This window comes from Bacillota bacterium (genome assembly GCA_024653485.1).
Lineage (GTDB): Bacteria > Bacillota > SHA-98 > UBA4971 > UBA4971 > UBA6256.
This window is the reverse complement of record JANLFY010000002.1, coordinates 23,005-40,362: the sequence shown is the minus strand read 5'-3', so window position 1 is coordinate 40,362 and position 17,358 is coordinate 23,005. Positions and strand designations below refer to the sequence as shown.

The window sequence follows — 17,358 nt, the reverse complement described above, 5'->3', positions numbered from 1 at the left end:
TCAACACACCCCCATGGCGGGTGTACGGCAGGCAAGCGCCCGCCGCACACCCTGGCATGCCCGGTGTACCGGGCATCACACCGGATCGGTCACAGGTTACCGATTGCTGAAGTACTCGTCCCGGATCTTCTGCTCACTGGCTACGAGACGATCGAGGGCCACCTTGGGATTCGTGCCCTGGAGACGGACTTCGTTGGTGGCATCGATTATCGCCTGACGCTCGGATGTTTCATCCACGAAGAACGTAGCATGCGCGTACTTCAGTCCTGCTAGGAACGGACCGTAGATCGGGTCCTTCTGAAGCGCTGGGTCCTCGGTCAAGGCGCTCCGCGCCGGCAGTTCACCGACCTTCTCCATCCAAACTTTCATCACCTCTGGAGAGGTGAGGAACCTCAGGAACTTGATGGCAGCGTCGCGCTTCTCGTCCTTCGCGTTGACCGTCAAGGCATTCATCCAGAAGGAGCCAACGTTTGCGCGTACGCTCGGGTTCGCTGCCCGCACCGGGAGGGTCGTGACGCCCCAGTTGATGTTCTTCGCCTTATCTCTCAACGTCCCAAGAGCAAAGGAGCCGTCGATCATCATGGCTGCCTTGCCCGTGATAAACGCGGTGCGGTAGTCGCCCATGAACGTGGGATCGCCTACGCGGTGCTTGACCGCGAGGTCCGTCCACCACTGGAAAGCCTCATATCCACCGGGCTTGGAGTTCCACAGCACCTGCTTGTTGTCGGGTGAGAATGGAGTCACGCCCCACTGCCGGAGCAGCACCTGGATGAAGACGTGGTTGTCTTGCCCGTCGGCGTTCCAAGCATAGCCTTCCTGGACGAGTTGGTCGTTCTTGTCGCGCTTAGTCAGCTTGATTGCATACTCCTGCAGCTGCTCCCATGTCTGTGGCGGAGCGTTCGGATCGAGCCCCGCCTCTTTGAAGAGGTCCTTGTTCCAGAACAATGCCAGCGCGCGCACGGCTGTGGGCAGCCCCCAGTACTGACCGTTCAGCTTGGCAGCTTCTACCATGGGGAGGAACTCTTTCTGTATGGTGCTGGCCGGAAAGGCGTCAGCCGGCAATGGCTGGAGGTAGCCACCGTCCACGTACTTGGGCACCCAGCCATAGTAAAGGTTGACCACATCCGGCCCCGTGCCCGCAGGAACGGAAATGGCGACCTTCTGGTTGAACTGCTCGTAAGGAAAGGTCTTCTGCTCCACGCGGATTCCCGGGTTCTGCTGCTCGAATTGTTTGATGAGGTCGGTCATGAGCTTGACCTTGCTCTCGTAGTAGTACTGCCAGTATTCGATGGTGACCTCCTTGGCCGCCGCAACCGAAGCCGATGCAGCCCACAGTAGAGTGGTCATGACCACTATCATGGATAAGCTCAGCCAACGCTTAAGCATCGCCTTCTCCTCCTTCGGATGACTTTCCCTGTTGAGACCCGAGTCGCACGAAGCACAATCATTTCTGACGGTCCGGTTTCGAAACCCCGTCTGTGCCTCACCTCCTAGGCCTGACTTTGCACCGCCTTGCGCCACTCTCGCGAGAGCCGTTCTCTATAAGCCTTCATGGATGCCTCACACTTGTCCCAAAAGGCCGTGCTTTCGCTCAAGGCCTGGCGCCGCCGTTTCAAGTACTCCCCGAGCACTGCTTCCGCAGGCCCGCCCGGGACTCGCCGTCGCGCCACAAACTCAAGGGGATCCAAAGCGGCCTGGAGCTCATCGCTTGTTAAACTTGTCCCCTGACTCCCTCCGGTGACCGCGCGCACCTCCGCCTCCAACTCTGAGAGGGCGAGCTCGGACCACACCCTACCTGCCGCACTGAGCCGAGCCGCCAGCCTGCTCACAACCCGATGGGCGAGGCGGAATGGAAGGCGGTCTCGGCGCACCAGAGTGTCAGCCAGCTCGGTGGAGGTGGCGAAGCTGCGGATGGCCCGCTGTTTCAGCACCTCCTGATCGACCTTCATGGTTGCCAGGACCTCGCCAAGCAAGGCCACGGCCTCGCGTAGGCGGCTGCATTGCTCATGCACTATGGGCTGCAGTTGGACGCCGGCGTCGTTCACGTCTCCAAACGGAACGTTGTGCAACAGCAGCCTCCCGCTTGCCTCCCCGGCGATCGCCTTCCCGAGAAGGGCACGCGTGTGCTCCAGGGCCACCGGGTTGCGCTTTTGCGGCATGATGCTTGAGACCTGGATGAATGCGTCGTCCAGCCGCAGAACACCCACCTCGTTCGTGGCCCAGAACATCAGGTCACAGACGAACCTGCTCAGATCCCCAGCCGTTCCGCTACAGATCCCTGCGAGCTCAAGGGCGTAATCCGCGGAAGACACCGCATCATACGTGTTCTCTACTAGGCCTTCGAAGCCGAGCGAGGCACTGATCCACTCGCGGTCCACGGGAAACCCGGTGCCTGCCAGTGCTGCGGCGCCCAGCGGGGAGAGGTTGGTGCGAGGCCACGCTTGGATGAGCCTTTGCCCGTCGCGCGCCACCACCGCCTCAACGGCGGCGAGGTAATGCCCAAACGTGGTGGGCTGAGCTTGCTGATTGTGGGTGTACGCGGGCATGACAGTGGCACGTTCCCGTTCCGCCACGTCCAAAAGGGTTCGACGCAGTGCATCCAATCTCCGGCCCAGCTCGATGAGCCTGTCGCGTGCCGCCATCCTGAAGATAGCCGTATCTAGGTCGTTGCGACTCAGCGCCACATGCATTGACCCGGCGGCTTCGTCTCCAGCGTCCCTTGCGACGCACTCCTCAATCATGAAGAAGAGATCCTCGAACCGGGGATCGTACACAGCAGGCGCGGTTTCTTCGGGACTCTCCATCATCGGCCCGATTACTCGCAAGAGGGCGCGAGCCGTCTCGGCAGGGACGATCTCGCAGCGCATGAGCATGATGACGTGGGCTACATCCACCTCGAGGATGTAGCGCAAGAGCCGTTCTCTCGCGAAAGCGAAGTCCGGTCGCAAGACAGCCTCCACATATACGGGGTTCCGCTCCTCGTTGAGCTGCCCCGCGGTTGCCTGCGTCTGGTTCTCCTTCGCGGTCGCTCTACGTCCATCCGGGGACCAGGCCCGCTGCTTGTCTCCGTTGGGACTATGCGTCATCAGCGTCATTCCCCGTTCAGCAACCTTTCCTTTATCTCCGAAATCCCCAGAGCCGCGGCGCCCAAGAGCCCGGCGTCGGCGCCTAACGCGGAGAAACGCAGCACGGGAACGACCGGGGATAGTTGCCTCATTCTTTCTATCACTGGGTTGAGCAACGTGTCGCCGGCTTGTGAGATCCCGCCGCCGAGGATGATCGCGTGAGGATCCAACAACACCGCCACGTTGGTTAGAGCAGCCGCCAAGTACCCAGCGATCCTCGCAACAGCCTGCTTGGCAGGCTCATAGCCCTCCTCTGCGGCCTTGAATAGCGCCTCCGGCCCTCCCGTCAGCATGGTCGAGGCGTCGGTCGCGCCGCCAGCGTGCTCGCGCGGGCCGACGCTCTCATCAGACATGCTTCCCGGCAAGACCTCTTGTGCCCATCGCGTGATGGCTGGCGCAGCAGCCATGCTCTCAAGACACCCGAAGTCCCGCACATCGGCCGGATTCCACGAATGGTCTATGACCATGTACCCCAGTTCGCCGGCCGCATAGGTGGCCCCCCTATATAACTGGCTGTTTATCACGACACCGGCGCCGATGCCCGTCCCTATCGCCACGAATACGAAATTGGGATACTCGCGGCCGTGGCCGAAGGCTTGCTCCGCCATGGCAGCAGCGTTCACGTCATTATCCACACGCACTGGGATTCGGAACCTTTCGGTGAGAAGAGTTCGCACAGGGGTCCTGTCCCACCCCACCGCAGGCGCGAGGCTCACCGTGCCGGTATTGGGGTCCGTCACTCCCGGCGCGCCGACCCCAATCGCCAAGACCCTCTCCCAACTCACTCCCGCTTCGTCCACGGCCTTCTGAACGGCGGCGCAGATCGCGTCGGTCACGGCGCCAGGAGAGCCATTCTGCCACTTCGGCGTCGGCTCCTCAATTCGGCAAAGCACCCGACCCCGCAAATCGGTCAGGCCGACCTTGATGTTGGTACCTCCTAAGTCGATTCCCACAATGAACCCGTGCGTGGCGTTGAACTCCAACATGATTGGCGGACGGCCGCCGCTCGATTCACCGGTCCCGACCGGCCGAACAAGCCCGCTCCGGAAGAGCACATCTATCGCAGCCCCCACCGTGGGCTGGCTCAAACCTGTCACCCTTGAGAGGCTTGCCCGTGAAATGGGGCCCTGAGACTCGATGATCTCCAGAAGCAGACTCAAGTTGTGGCGACGCACGCTCGCGGTGGTTCGAAGTGATGCAAAGGCCATCGTTCACACCAACCTGCCATTCTTTCCAATCAATTGGGCTCGAGGAGACTAACTTTATTACCGTGCCTAACTTAGTTGTGCCTTCTACACCAACAGCCGGATTCCTTCTCACAACTCACCTCTTTCGCGGGTGCGACCGCGAAGCGCCCTGCTCGAACGGGAGCGATCGTCCTTGCTGACGTCCTCATAGCATAACTGGCGGCGGCGTCCGTGCCGGGATTTCCGAGTCCGGGCTCCTGGCATCTGGCGGTCGGGCGGTCTCACGCTCGCAGCCGCCCACACGGCTCCCGTCATCTCCATCGTGCTCGCGACAAACCACCTTCCGCAACGCTTAGTCGCGCGATCGCCGCAACCCTAGTGCGACCGGCCCACGAGGCCATCATCTGCATGGGCCGGATGAGGCGCCTCACTGTAGCCTGCAGGCCTAATAGGGCACTCGCGGCCGACCCGCTCGGACTCTCGACTCCCGTCCGGGTCAATGGGTTGCGTCGCCGTGCTGCACCCGGGGGAGGCTGATCATGTTGGCAAAGATCCGGTATCCGCCAGACACTAGGCTATCAAGCTGGCGATACCAGACATACGCTGTATAGATATACGTCCCTTTCCCATACCGCGCGATCAGCCACGGGCCCTGCTGAGATGGCTCGCCCGGGTCGTTGCAGGCGGTGAGAGCGGTATACTCCTTGGCCCAGCTATTGGGGAAGTACAGGCCCCTCTCCTGAATCCATCCTTCCCAGTCCTCCGCGGAGATCTTATTCGGTGCGTTGAAGAGGACGTGGTCGGGTTGCAGCACCGTCACCGGAGCCTCCTCTACCGTAACGCGGTTGCTGCTCACTGTGATCGGGAACGGAGCGTAATCTTGGCGCCATTCTCCGGTCTTGCTGTATTGGACGATCAGATTGCCACCATTTCGCACGTAGTCGAGCAAGCGCCCGTTGTTGGCAACTAGGTCCGGACGGCTGAGATAGGCTCGGATCCCAAGTATAATGGTATCGTATTGCGACAGGTCGGAGGCGTTCAGGTCAGCCGCGGTCAGGAGGTGGACATTCACGCTCATCTCTTCGAGGTACTCCGGCACCTGGTCGAACCCGCTGCTGACGTAGCCGACCTTGAGCTCGGGTGCGACCTTCACATCGATGACGGCCAGGCGCGCTTGGGCTGGTTTGTAAAGATAGCGTGTGTTGATATGCGGATAGGCAATCACTTGATAGCCTACGTTCGACTCGCCGCCACCGTACTCTGCCCTGGCTCCTATCATATATCGGCCAGTGAGTGCGTGCGCCGGGATGACGACCTTCACAGGCACGGAGGTCTCCTGGCCCTCCGACTTCAGCGTGAATTCCGTGGCCGAAGAATCCGCCAAAGTCCAGCCCTTGGGGAGGTCCAGAACCACCCGCCCCGTGATAGGCCCCTTGCTGTTGTTGCGAAGACCTACGGCCAACTCCTTCACCACGGCGGTGTCAAGCGCGAGCGTCATGAGTTTCTCGGGCGTCAGCGACACGGCCACAACCGGCACGACTCGCATCTCCGCAGCTCCTGCCGTCGACAGGGGCACGCCCATAACCTCCCAGTCCGCTGTGGCTTGGACCGGGCTGTTATCGTGCGCGTCAGTGTATGACGCCTTGGGTGCCACGGTGACCTTGAACTTCGCTTCCACCTTCTGGTTATGAGTCACGCTGGCGAACTCGACCGTTTCGGGGCTGACGGTCCAGCCAACAGGAAGGTCGAGGTGAATGCGGATATTCTCGACGGGCTCATCCCCCCGGTTCCAGAACGCGGCTGTGACAGTCACGGTCTGGCCGGGCACAACATCGGCATCATCGGTCGTTACATCGAGCGACGCAGCGAAGAGGTCTTGCGCGGCCTGCACGAAGTCGCGTTCCTTGTCGGCAAGGCGCTGGAGAACGAGGGATCTATCTGCCGGCGCTATCGGCATCGCAGACACCTCGCGCTCCATCTCCCGGACCAACTGAAGCCCTCTCAGTAAGTCGCCGGCCACAGCCTGAGGCTGAGCATAGCTGAGCCCAGCGAGCACGTCCCGGACCGTGCTGTCTAGTTCAACGATCCGCTGGCGGAGGCTCGTAAGCGCGTCTGAAGGCGCGTTAAGGCCAGCAAGCAGCGCATTGAGAGACGTGTCGATCCCGTCGAACACGCTCTTCTCCTTGGCGTTCGCCTGGACGCCAACGGCGCTTTCGACCAGCCTGTAATGGACGATCTGGTCTCCCTTCACTCCCGGACGGACCATGCCCTGGCACTTGTGCATGGACCGGGCGAGCGCGCCGACCTCTTGGTAGGAGCGACCGAGGATCGGGTCGAACGCACCGACGTTGATGTCGACGGTGGGTTTGTCTGCCCAGGCACTCATGCTGTACTCGTCACTCACTCTTGCCTGGAGGTCCGGCGTCAGGTAGATTGGTTCCCTGGAGTCCGCGACATAGAGCTTCAGGACCTGCCAGGGTTGCAGCCCCTGATCGCGTATCTGCTCTGGGAACTGGCTTGGATCCGCCGCAGCTCTGACCGCTTCGAGAACCAATCTCCCTACAGCCTGATGGTGACCGTGTCCGTGAATGGGGTCGTGATGTGTCATCACAATATCAGGACGATATTGCCGAAAGACCCGCACCATGCGCGATAGAAGCTGTGCATGTCCCCACTTTTGGAGGGCCTCGTCGCCCGATTTGGAGAAGCCGAAGTCAGTAGCTCCGAGGTATAGCTGGATCGCGCCGTCTATTGTGCGAGCGGACGCGAGTTCCTGAGATCGTAGCACCCCGAGGGCCTCGTACAGCTCCGGACCGATCTCGTTCTGACCTCCTTCACCATGGGTCGCGACAAGGTAATATGCATTCACATGCGCCCCTTTGGTCAGATAAGCGAGGAGCGCGTTATCCTCGTCATCTGGGTGAGCCCCCACCATCATGACCGTTCCCACTACAGGGAGCTTCTGCATATCCAGGATAATCTTCGCCATTCCCGTCTCTGGAATCGCGTTGAACTCAGCGTTTCGTGCCATAGCAAAAGGAGCTGGGATAAAGGTTAGGGTCAACGCTAGTAAGAAAGCCGCCATCCGAACCTTCCGCATATTGCCGTCCCCCCTTACGTTGGCAGGTGTGCGTACATCCCTCACTTGCATCCCACCGTGCGTTCTCCATGGCGTCCTTCGCGTTGTTCACCTTGCCGTGCGAGTCTAGGCTGGCCCTGACAGCGTCGGCCTGGGCGTGAGCCGGCCCCGTGGCCATCCCTCCGACGTCAAGTGCAGGGCTGACTCCCTGCCCCTGAATCCCCCCTCCCGTCTCTTAAAGTCTATTCCATGCGGGGCAACCGAGCCCGGAGGCCTATGGGGATACTTTGAGTGCCTTATTAAGTTACTGGAGTAATTGTTCACCGCGCTTGCCCAAATTCCTGCCTTTACTCACTTGGTTTTCAGTCTAAGAGCAAGCTCGGCTCAAAGGCCCGACGGGGTCATGTTGGCTATCGGAATCACGTTGGCCGGGGATCTCACGCGAAAGTGCCACGACGGCCCTCCTAGTGCACCATGCTCTCGATGGTCCGCGCGATCAAGGCCGACGTCTTTCCCGCCACGTCGCCGTCTCGCCGCGCCTGGAAGTCCGACAGTGGTGTCGACCACGGGTCGTAGCGAGGCTGTTGCGCCTACTCGAGACGCGGCCAGTAAAGGAGCTCGTCCGGCTTCGGCGAGAGAACCGGCTTTTGCGCGAGAGATGTGGGATTCTCAAGAGAGCCTTTGCGGGACCTAGTGGAGCGAGGTTTCACGTAGGAGGTTCCTAACCGTCTATAGGTGGCTGATATGACAGGATCTTGCGGCCGGTTGTACAATCCACCGTGGAGGCCGGATGGGAATTCCCCCACCCCCACCGAATTAGAGACGCCGAATCCATCTCAAACCGCATCTGCTCAGCCGCATCAAGGAAGGGATGCTTAACTACAGCGTGCTGTTGGACAAGATCCGCGTCATAGGCTACGCGGTCGGCAAGACCACTCTTAAGGAGCCCCCGCACGCTCTTGTGAAGTGTCGGATATCTGAGGCACTCCGGGCAAATCGTCGGGGTTCCGGCACCACGAGAGTTCCGGCCACGTATCTTGTCCTCGACCTCGATTCCTCTCGATTCCCAGCTCGAGCGCCAGTCCGACGCGCGCCATCCCTGCCCCGCTTCCCAGCTCGGCGCGCGCGTGCCTCCCTCCGCTCCCGGCTCGTCATGTGCCTTGGTCGCCTCGACTCCCAGCCCGACGCTCACCTTGGCTCGCCTTTCACCGTAAACGCTATGATCGCGGTCGGTCGTCCCTGCCGACCGGGGATGTCTCGAAGAGCCTCCAAGAGCTGAGCGATATCGTGCCCCTCCACTGTCGCGACGTACCATCCAATCGCCCGAAGTCTCTCGACGAAGTGCTCCGACGCCATGGTCTTCCGCGTCGGGCCACCCATGGACGGGCTACCCGTGGACGGGCTCTTCTTGTCAATGATCACTACGAGGTTGTCGAGCCCATGATGGGCCGCAGCCGTGAAAGCCTCCCACACGAGTCTTTCGTGGCGCTCGCCGTCGTCCGCGACGAGAAAGACCCGATAGTCGCGATCAGCGAGCTTACCGGCCAAGGCCATTCCCATGGCGACGGGGAGGCCGTGGCCCAGGGAATCTGTGGTCATGTCCACACCAGGGACCTTGTTCATTTCAGGGTGTGTCCCCAACGGGCTCCTGAGTCTGTTGAGCGTGGCCAACAGATCTGATTCGGGGAAGTACCCCTTGAGGGCTAAAGCCGCACAGAGCACACCGAAGGCGTGGCCTTTTCCAAGGACCAATCGATCTCGGTCAGGCCACCCGGGTCGGGTTGGATCAACTCTCATTACTGCGAAGTACAGAGTCGCCAGAATCTCGCTCAAGGAGAGTGAGCCATCATGGGGAACGCGTCCACAGGCTTTGTGGGTCTTTGCCGTCAGCTGGCGAATCGCGCAAGCTGTGGACTCCAGTGCGGGTACCTCGGCTTGCTGGCCCTCCGTCATGTCTTCCACCCCCATGGCCTCGCCGTACAAGCAGGCGCGGCACTGCGGTGGGCTAGGTTCCACGTCGCCGCCGCCAAGGGGCCCCACGAAATGACGAACCGGAAGTGCAGGGACAGCTCCTCGGCGGCACCGACGACCCCACTCCGCCGGAGTCTCACGAGATCACGAACCGGAAGTGCAGGGACAGGGAGAGACGCGCTCATCCGGCGTGTCGCGTGTGCCACACCTTCATAGCCCCCTCGGAACCCCGGAACCCCGGCTCAACCGGATAGCCCCTAGGTCGCAGGGGGCGGAGAGGCTCCCTCGACACCGTCAGCGACCATCGCAACGCTAAGTGAGGGTGCGTTGATTCTCGCCCCTCCTCCAGTAGCTGCGGGTTTGTCGGTGTTGCACTCGGGGACGGCGCCCCAAGCGGGGCGTCTTGACATAATCCGCCCCTCTGGCCAGTGGCCGGATTCTAACACCCCTCGTGCAATCACCGGCAAACTCTTCCAAAGGTCGGGAGCATTTCTGTACCCTCACTTAATGGATGGCTCACAGGCATCAGGGGATCGCTCGCGAGCGCCCGCCGCCTTGCCTTCCCACACCCTCCGGGCACACCGTCAGCCTCGCTCGCTCGGCCTCGCGGAGCTCGGACGTCATAGCGACATGCCTTCAGCCTGGAAGGACAAGCGCACCCACACGGCGAAACAATGAACGGCTTTATCATGTCTCGGCGACTCCGGCGTGATTTCTCCGCGTCCACGGTACGGCGTGCCCGTGGCTGCGACGGCTCTGGGACCTTCTGCGCCCGAGTCATCTTGTGCGCCAGCGGCGCCTTCGACACCTGCGCCGCCTCGCGCCAGCCGCGGGGAAGCCGGCATTTCCATGCGAGACGCCAAGCGGAGACTAGCGCCGGCGCCGACAGGGCACGCTTTGTGTGACAGACACACTCCACTCCTAGACGATCGGACTCCCCCTTTCTGCGTTCCGAAATAGCGCAGGACAGCGGGACAATGTGAGCGCCTTGTGTAGTTTCCGGACAGATTGTAACACAGACTGCCCAGCATGTCAATTATATTGTACGCACGATTTCTGTCCTCCCCGCGTCCACGAACACAGCAGCGATTTTGGTAGAAACGAGGCGATGTGATTGAACCAGATAGGAGACAAGCTCCGCGAAATCCGCATCCAAAGGCGCCTAAGTCTCCGAGAGGCGGCCGAGAAGGTTGGAATCAGCCACACTTACCTGAGCGCACTCGAACGAGGCCGTGACGCGCGCACAGGTAGGCCCGTGAATCCTTCCGCGAAGACGTTGATGCGCATAGCAAACGGGTACGGGATAGCCGCGCAGGATCTACTCAGGCTGGCGACCGGCGAGGGGGTGGAGGAAACAGACCAGGTCGAGGCGATGGCCCGCACCCTGCAAAGCCTCGCACCCGAGGACCAGAAGGTGATTCTGTACTTGATCGAGAGGCTCAGCGCGAGCCGTGGGAACCATGGCGCGAAACCAAACAGGTAGGAAGCACATCCCGGGAAGTACGAACTGCACGCAAGCGGTTCAAAGAGCGCGAAGAAGGCGGAAGCCAGACAACCCGGATTCAGACATCCAACAACACGGCCACGTCTTTCGCGTTCTGCACGTCAGCGACCTGCTGCACGCAAGCCACCGCCTGCTCATGAGGCAAGGCGATCTCCGCTAGGTCCACCGCCTTGTCGCACACTTCCTCCAGAGACATGGGGTTCTCGGGGTCTCCCTTTGGCCGCATGACGGACGAGGACAGCGTCGCGCCGTCGTCCATGGTGACCTCGACTTCCGCGCCGCACATCTTGGGGTACTCCGCGTCGAGTTCGTCGTCGACCTCAAGGGTCGTGTTGGGAATGAGCCTCCTCGCGTAGTCGTTGAGCCTTATCGCATCGGGACGGAAGTCGCGCAGCCCAAGACGCCCCTTCTGAAGCGCGACGGCGACGCAGTACGGGGAGCTCCGAAAGGCTTCGCTCGGAGAGCGCGGGTACTTCCCGCCCCCACCCGTAGACGTGATGGCCGCCTTGACGGCGGTCTCGTAGGTGCGCACCCTGACAGCCCGGACCCTGTCGGGATCGAAGCCAGGCTCGGCCGCGATCTCTAGCGCCGCGTCGACCTGGGCGTGCGAGTGCTTGCAAGAAGGGTAGGGCTTCATGGACACCTCGCAGATCCGGTATCTCTCGCCCAACCGGTCGGTGAGCGCTTCGAGGGCGGGCTCGGATGACATCGTCTTCAAGAAGCCTTGCTCTCCCTCGAGGATCCGCACAGGCCCGCCGAACCCGCACTTGGCCATGAGGGCCGCCAGGAGCCCGGTTAGCGCCGCCTTCGCGGCATACAGTGGCCTGGAGATCGCGCCATCCTCGCGAACCTGCCGAAGGCCTGAAGCGTGGGCGCCAGCGTGTCCCAGCGCCCAGCACATCTCGACGTCGTCCAAGCCGAGGACCTTGCCAGCGGCGGCGGCCGCGCCGAACGCCCCGCACGTGCCAGTGGTATCCCATCTGGCATGATGTGAACGTCCCGCGGCCTCCGCAACCCTCGAGCACACCTCGTAGCCGACCACAATCGCCGCTAGCAGGCGAGACCCGGAAGCCCGGTATCTCTCAGCGCACGCGAGCGCCGCAGGGATCACCGCTGCCCCGGGATGGAGCAGCGTGCTCCTGTGGACGTGGTCAAGCCCGAGCACGTGTCCGTTGAAGCCGTTCAGGAAGGATGCCCACATCCACATGCCAGAGAACTTGTCGAGCCCGGCTCTCAAGACGGTCGACGCCCCCCGGCGAGGCACAGCGTCCACGGCGCCATCGAATAGCGGCGCGACCAGGGCTGCGACATCCTGGGCGGACCCCGCTAGCGCAACCCCGACCCAGTCCACAACGCACTCCACAGCCATCGCGATTGCGTCCTCGGGTAGGTCTTGGATTTCGACCCGCGAAGCCCAAGAGGCGAGGGTTCGCGTCGCGAAGTCACCGAGTCCGGCTGACACACATCGCTTGCCTGTCATGCCTTCGGAGCCTCCTTTCGCGTTTATGCGGGATCCGCGCTTCTCCGGGACCCGCGTTTCTGCGGGATCCGCGCTTCTCCGGGATGCACGATTCCGAGGGGCATGCGTTTCTGCAGGACACGCGCTTCCGCGGGCCCCACGCTCTTACGGGACCCGCGCCACTGCGGGCTCCGCGTTTCGGCGGGATCCCCTCGCCTTGACACTGGGACAGCGCTTGCATACCGTCGGCGCCCGCATGGACTGGGGCTTGCAGGGCTGGGACGGGGACCGCCGAAGCGCTGCTGAACACGTTCGCCCTCCTGCCATCTTGCCATGGCCAGGTGGGTTCCCAGACAGACGCGAGCCTCCGCCAAATTAACAGACGATCACACCTGGCGCAGTCTTCGAACCGGCGGGGCGCCTCTCGAACCCTGACAGAAGAGGTCCCGCCCCGCAAGCACGAGCTGGTGCGACTCGCCGATGAGGCCGGCGTTTGGGGCGAATGTTCGGATAGGCAGAAGGTCCTCCTCTCGACGCTCACGGAATTCTATATAGAAGCGCGATACCCTGGGGACAGGGCGCAGCTGTCTACAAGGTGCGATAGGGACTTTGCGCGCGTAACTCTGGATGATACCAGGGAGATGATGGCGTGGCTCGAGAATCAGTTGAATGCCTCATAAGACGGTACGTGGAGACGCTTCGACATGCGGGTTTCTGGGTCCGTGGCACATCAAAACCCTGTCTCGCTGTCAAAGATGAGTTTGGGTCCCACGCTCGAGGGGACGCGGACGGCGAGAGCGACATCGACGTTGCGATCGTCTCACCCGACCTCGGACGTGACCGCTTCGAGGAGGGAGTGAGGTGACTGAGTCTGCCTGCACGGGGCATGTCCTCTCGGCGCACCCCGCCACGTGATCGCGACCGCGAGATCGTGAGTGCGCCTACTGCACATCCTCCAGCTCCAGCGCGCGCTCATGGATGCCGGAAACGTAGTCGACCTCCGTGGCGTTGAGGTGGTTGTGGAACGGGATGGCGATGCTCGTGCGCCCCGCAGGCCAGACAGTGAAGGCAGACTTGGCGGATTCGGTGAAGGGAAAGCTGAATGCCCTATTCTCTTGTACTCCCACTTTGTACCAGCAGCCCCTCGTACTCCTCACGTGACATAGGACGCTCGATCAGTCTTCTGAATTGAGGATAGGAGAGGCGGCACTGATCGGCCATCTTGTGAAGTATGAATTCCGAGAGGTCTCTGTGTTTGGATCCGTGACTTATCTCGGTCCATACCGACGTCTTCTTTCCGCCGCACGTGTAGAACACGAACTTGCGATGGCTGCCACCTGACTGCCGAAACCCTTTCTTGCGTAACGCGCTTTCCACGTCCCTGCGGTTCGCCTCACCCATTCCCCACCGAAGCCTCCTCGATCATTCCGCGAAGACGTTCCGCGAGCTCCCTCGCGTCCTGAGACAACTCCTCATGGGGTGCGAGCACGTACTCCTTCCACAACCAAATGAGATCGGAAAAGAGCTTCTCCACAGCGTCCTCACGCGTGGCGCCCGATGCGACGATGTGCAAGTCGGGCAGCTCGAATACGACCTCCCCGTCCTCGAATGATGGCCTGACTGACTCCGCCCGCCTGAGAACGAGCCTCCCCTCAGCCGTTTCGATTGATTTGAGCATGAGCGGTCGAAGGTCAAGAGCACGAATGTCGGAGACATCGACGATCTTGTCAGGAAAGCCGTTCGCATCGAGTTGCACCCTGAGTTGCACCCTGCCGGCGACATGGACGATTCCTTTCAGATTCTCCACGATTAGGTCCTCCAGTTCAGGGTCGTAGTAGCAGTCCAGCACGCGGCTTGTCGGTTGATAATAGATCCCAAGCTTGTGCTCGTCCAGATGTATCCGCACAAGCTCTCCGCTAACAGTCGTCTCCTCGAATCCCGGTTCAGCAAGGAGCCTAGATATCCGCTCACGGGTCACGGCTGACAGAGTTGCCGCAGTGCCTTTGGGCTCGTGACTCACGGTCAGGTGCCACTGGTCCCCCTTCTTTGGGCAATAGACCTCCAGAGACCGGAGTATCCTTCTCCGCCACATCGTATCAGGAAACAGCACAGACAACGTGTGGTCGCCGGATTCCGAGAGAGCACCCAGAAGGGACGTGTACTTCTCGAGCACCGCCGTCCGCCTGTTCGGTTCGAACGATAGGGAAGCTTGCGCGGGGGATGCAAACGCGGCTTCAATGGTATATGCACTGTTGTGCTCCGCCGCGCGTATCAGCTGATACTGCGTCCTGATATCGTCGGGCACGCGAGCCCTCGGGCGTACATCGTGGCCGGATTCGGCCATGGCCATGTGGTAAATCGTGTCCTGCACGCCCCTAAAGACTGTCGCGAGGAGTTGCAGCGGCACCCCTTCTCTGATCCCTTCCCCGTCAATGGTCATGCAAAGACTCTGTCCTGCCATCGGTACCACCCGATCAGCCTCTTTTTGCGTCCGGTTGGAGGGCGACGCACTCTCCGGACAGCGTATTTGACGGTTTAGTCATACGCTCCCTTCCCTCAGAACATGCGACGCTGCAGACGCTTCAGGCATGCCGAGTCTATGCCATGACCGTCGACAAGGAACCGACGATTATCCAGACATATCCAGTCGCCTACTTCGACAAGACATCGTGCAATCCTGCCCCCTGCCGATGAACCTTTCGTCGTTCTCACGGCAACCGCCCTGACACCAACGCCGTCGCGAAACCTGCACCTGTGCACCTGTGCCTACTGTACGCCATGTAACGGCCGGCGCCGGCCGAGACGATGACCGACTCATGTGAGGACGCAGACAGGAGGGCCTCGCCAGCACTGTCCGCGGCCACCGCCGCAGTCGCAGCCGCAGTCGCAGCCGCCGCGATGGCCGCGGACAGTGGAGCTTGCTACACAGCTTACTACACCTAGGAGGCTTTTCTAGTCCCCGTGCTGTGATCCTACGCTCCCCATGGCGCTGGGCCTACGCTCTCCGAGCAAGCCATTGGATGGCCTGTCTCCAGAACTGCCCGTAGTAATCCCATTTTACGAAGTCAACGCCCCAGTGAGGCGAGCAGTCGGTGGTGAAAGCCATGGAGCGGCCTTTGCCATAATCCCATACCACGATGAACGGGTCGTCGTTGATGGTTGCCAGCACCTTGGCGCCCGGCTTGACCTTTACCTTGTTGTATCCCAACATGATCGGCCATTCCTTCGGGATGCCCCTGAGAATGGGGTGGTCGGGCTCTAGTGTCTTGATGACTGCGCCCTCAGGACACTCGACCCGGTCGTCCAGCCCGGCAAGGCACTCCACAGGCAGTGTCTGCTCGATGGGAGTCCCATAGTAGGCCGCCTTGCCGTAACGACCCGAGAAGGAGGTCCATCCTCCGACCATGAGGAACCCGCCGCCGTTCTCTACGTACTTACGCGTTGTCTCGAGCCTGTTCGGTCCCATGGGAGCCTTCGTCCATACCGGATAGAGCACCAGTACGTCCTTCTCGACGTCACTTACTATAACTACATCATACGCAGCCATTTCCTCGGGCGTCTTCGGGTACGAACCATAGGCTTGCCAGCTGGGCTGATGGGTCACCTCGATCTCGCCGGTAGCCTGAAGTCCGTCGATGAGAGGCTGTCCCCACACGTGAACGTTGAACCCCTTCACCTCGACCTCAAACGGTGAGGCCACGAAGACGGGCCCAACCACTCCCGCTGAATCCCCAACATAGAGCACTCGAGTCTTGTTCATCTCAACCCCTCCTGGTATTGCTATATCCTGACGGTGAGCGCAAGGCGGTCACAAGACGAATATCGGACCTGCGCCGGCTGCAAACGTCAGAGCTACACTGGCTGCGAGCGCCAGAGCGGCACCGGCCGCAAACATCAGACCTGCGCCGGTTACAAACGTCATAGCTGCACCGGCTGGTTTCGGTCAATGGACTTTGCGCATGCCTCGATGATCCGGACGGCTGCAAGAGCATCCGTGTTACTCACCGCGTACTCCTCTCCGTCGAGTGTCCGGTCCACAAAGTGAGCTATCTCATCTCGCAGGTCGCCGACGATCTGCCCGTTCACCTCCGGCCAATGCAGAGTATCGGGACATCTGAGCCCGTTCTCCGTGTATATGCACAGGCCCTGGTCCAGGATGTTCACGTAACCTGCTCCTTTGGTCCCAACCACCTCCGCGGAAGCATAGATGCCAGAAGGAAAGTTCTGGGGAAGCGCCCAGCCAAGCTCGATCGTCCCAATCGCCCCGCTTTTGAACGTCAGGAGAGCAATGAGGGCGTCCTCCGCACCTTGCCTGCCACCCTGGCCACGGCTTTGCCCGCTACCCTCGCCACTGCCTTGTCCGCTGCCCTGGCCGCCACCTTGGCTCCCGCCTTGGCTCCTGCTCTCGCCGCTGCCCTCGCCGCTGGAGAACTTGGTGACTCTCTGGGCGTAAACTCGGTCGACATCGCTCGATGCGTACCAGCGGATGAGGTCGGCGTCGTGGATACCAAGGTACTGCAGTATTGGAACAGAGCCACCCAGTCTTCTGGCCGTCAGCACGGGGTTCTGCCGTCTCAGGCGTAGATGGATCGGCTCTCCAAGCTCTCCGCGAACCAGAGCATCGTGAAGCTGCACATACCTGGGGTCGAAGCGCAGTATATGCGCGACCATCATCCGGACCCCAGCTGCCTGGACTGCGTCTATGATCTCCTCGCCTTCAGCCACGGTCGCAGCAAGCGGCTTCTCAAGCAGAATGTGCTTGCCTGACGAGGCTGCTGCGGCACTCACCTCCAGGTGGTACGTGTCAGGAACGCATATGGAGACAGCGTCGATATCGCCCCTAGCAAGCAGGTCGCGATAGTCCGTGTATGAGCAGCACCGCTCTTCCTCGCCGACGGCACGAGCCCTCTCCGGGTCGGCATCTGCTACTGCCACAAGGCTCGCGTTGGGAAGCTGGCGCATGATCCTCGCATGTAGGGAACCGATGAGACCCAGTCCAATCACGCCCACATTCAGCGTCTTTTCCACTGTGA

The 17,358-nt window shown here is 61.3% G+C and carries 13 protein-coding genes; 2 read left to right on the top strand and 11 right to left on the bottom strand.

Features of this window, described 5'->3' with window-relative positions; translation table 11 throughout:
* Positions 1 to 96: 96 nt before the first annotated feature.
* The 5 genes from NUW12_01720 to NUW12_01700 form a co-directional block, all read right to left on the bottom strand.
* On the bottom strand, positions 97 to 1,386 hold the full coding sequence (locus NUW12_01720) for an extracellular solute-binding protein (GenBank protein ID MCR4401490.1): 1,290 nt from the start codon (positions 1,384 to 1,386) through the stop codon (positions 97 to 99).
* Positions 1,387 to 1,490: 104 nt separating this feature from the next.
* On the bottom strand, positions 1,491 to 3,095 hold the full coding sequence (argH, locus tag NUW12_01715; GenBank protein MCR4401489.1) for an argininosuccinate lyase: 1,605 nt from the start codon (positions 3,093 to 3,095) through the stop codon (positions 1,491 to 1,493).
* A complete protein-coding gene (locus NUW12_01710) occupies positions 3,092 to 4,333 on the bottom strand; it encodes an ROK family transcriptional regulator (GenBank protein ID MCR4401488.1) in 1,242 nt (413 codons plus the stop codon). Before NUW12_01710 ends, argH begins: the two co-directional genes overlap by 4 nt.
* A gap of 475 nt (positions 4,334 to 4,808) precedes the next feature.
* Positions 4,809 to 7,412, bottom strand: coding sequence for an NEW3 domain-containing protein (locus NUW12_01705; protein ID MCR4401487.1), 2,604 nt, complete (start codon positions 7,410 to 7,412; stop codon positions 4,809 to 4,811).
* A 1,167-nt stretch (positions 7,413 to 8,579) separates the two neighbouring features.
* The gene (locus NUW12_01700) at positions 8,580 to 9,344 is read right to left on the bottom strand and encodes a thiamine pyrophosphate-dependent enzyme (GenBank protein ID MCR4401486.1); all 765 of its coding nucleotides are present in this window, start codon (positions 9,342 to 9,344) and stop codon (positions 8,580 to 8,582) included.
* 1,132 nt (positions 9,345 to 10,476) lie between these two features.
* On the opposite strand from NUW12_01700, the gene NUW12_01695 reads away from it, so the two are divergent.
* Complete coding sequence (locus NUW12_01695) at positions 10,477 to 10,845, top strand: helix-turn-helix domain-containing protein (GenBank protein ID MCR4401485.1); 369 nt, start codon at positions 10,477 to 10,479, stop codon at positions 10,843 to 10,845.
* Positions 10,846 to 10,924: 79 nt separating this feature from the next.
* Here the strand turns inward: NUW12_01695 and NUW12_01690 are convergent, their stop codons facing one another.
* Positions 10,925 to 12,346 (bottom strand): MmgE/PrpD family protein, encoded by a 1,422-nt coding sequence (locus NUW12_01690; protein ID MCR4401484.1) that lies wholly within the window; start codon positions 12,344 to 12,346, stop codon positions 10,925 to 10,927.
* 628 nt (positions 12,347 to 12,974) lie between these two features.
* On the opposite strand from NUW12_01690, the gene NUW12_01685 reads away from it, so the two are divergent.
* Complete coding sequence (locus NUW12_01685; GenBank protein ID MCR4401483.1) at positions 12,975 to 13,190, top strand: nucleotidyltransferase domain-containing protein; 216 nt, start codon at positions 12,975 to 12,977, stop codon at positions 13,188 to 13,190.
* Positions 13,191 to 13,266: 76 nt separating this feature from the next.
* Here NUW12_01685 and NUW12_01680 read toward each other — a convergent pair whose 3' ends face one another.
* The 5 genes from NUW12_01680 to NUW12_01660 all read right to left on the bottom strand — a co-directional run bounded on the left by NUW12_01680 (position 13,267) and on the right by NUW12_01660 (position 17,353).
* Positions 13,267 to 13,452 carry a hypothetical protein gene (locus tag NUW12_01680; GenBank protein ID MCR4401482.1) on the bottom strand — a complete coding sequence of 62 codons (186 nt, stop codon included), beginning with the start codon at positions 13,450 to 13,452 and terminating at the stop codon, positions 13,267 to 13,269.
* On the bottom strand, positions 13,433 to 13,726 hold the full coding sequence (locus tag NUW12_01675; protein ID MCR4401481.1) for a hypothetical protein: 294 nt from the start codon (positions 13,724 to 13,726) through the stop codon (positions 13,433 to 13,435). The genes NUW12_01680 and NUW12_01675 overlap by 20 nt, the downstream gene beginning before the upstream one ends.
* Positions 13,719 to 14,795: a hypothetical protein gene (locus NUW12_01670; protein MCR4401480.1), complete on the bottom strand. Its 1,077-nt coding sequence runs from the start codon at positions 14,793 to 14,795 to the stop codon at positions 13,719 to 13,721. The genes NUW12_01675 and NUW12_01670 overlap by 8 nt, the downstream gene beginning before the upstream one ends.
* A 525-nt stretch (positions 14,796 to 15,320) precedes the next feature.
* Entirely contained in the window at positions 15,321 to 16,085 is a 765-nt protein-coding gene (locus tag NUW12_01665; GenBank protein MCR4401479.1) for a glutamine amidotransferase, read from the bottom strand.
* Between the two features lie 158 nt (positions 16,086 to 16,243).
* On the bottom strand, positions 16,244 to 17,353 hold the full coding sequence (locus NUW12_01660) for a Gfo/Idh/MocA family oxidoreductase (protein ID MCR4401478.1): 1,110 nt from the start codon (positions 17,351 to 17,353) through the stop codon (positions 16,244 to 16,246).
* Positions 17,354 to 17,358: the final 5 nt, after the last annotated feature.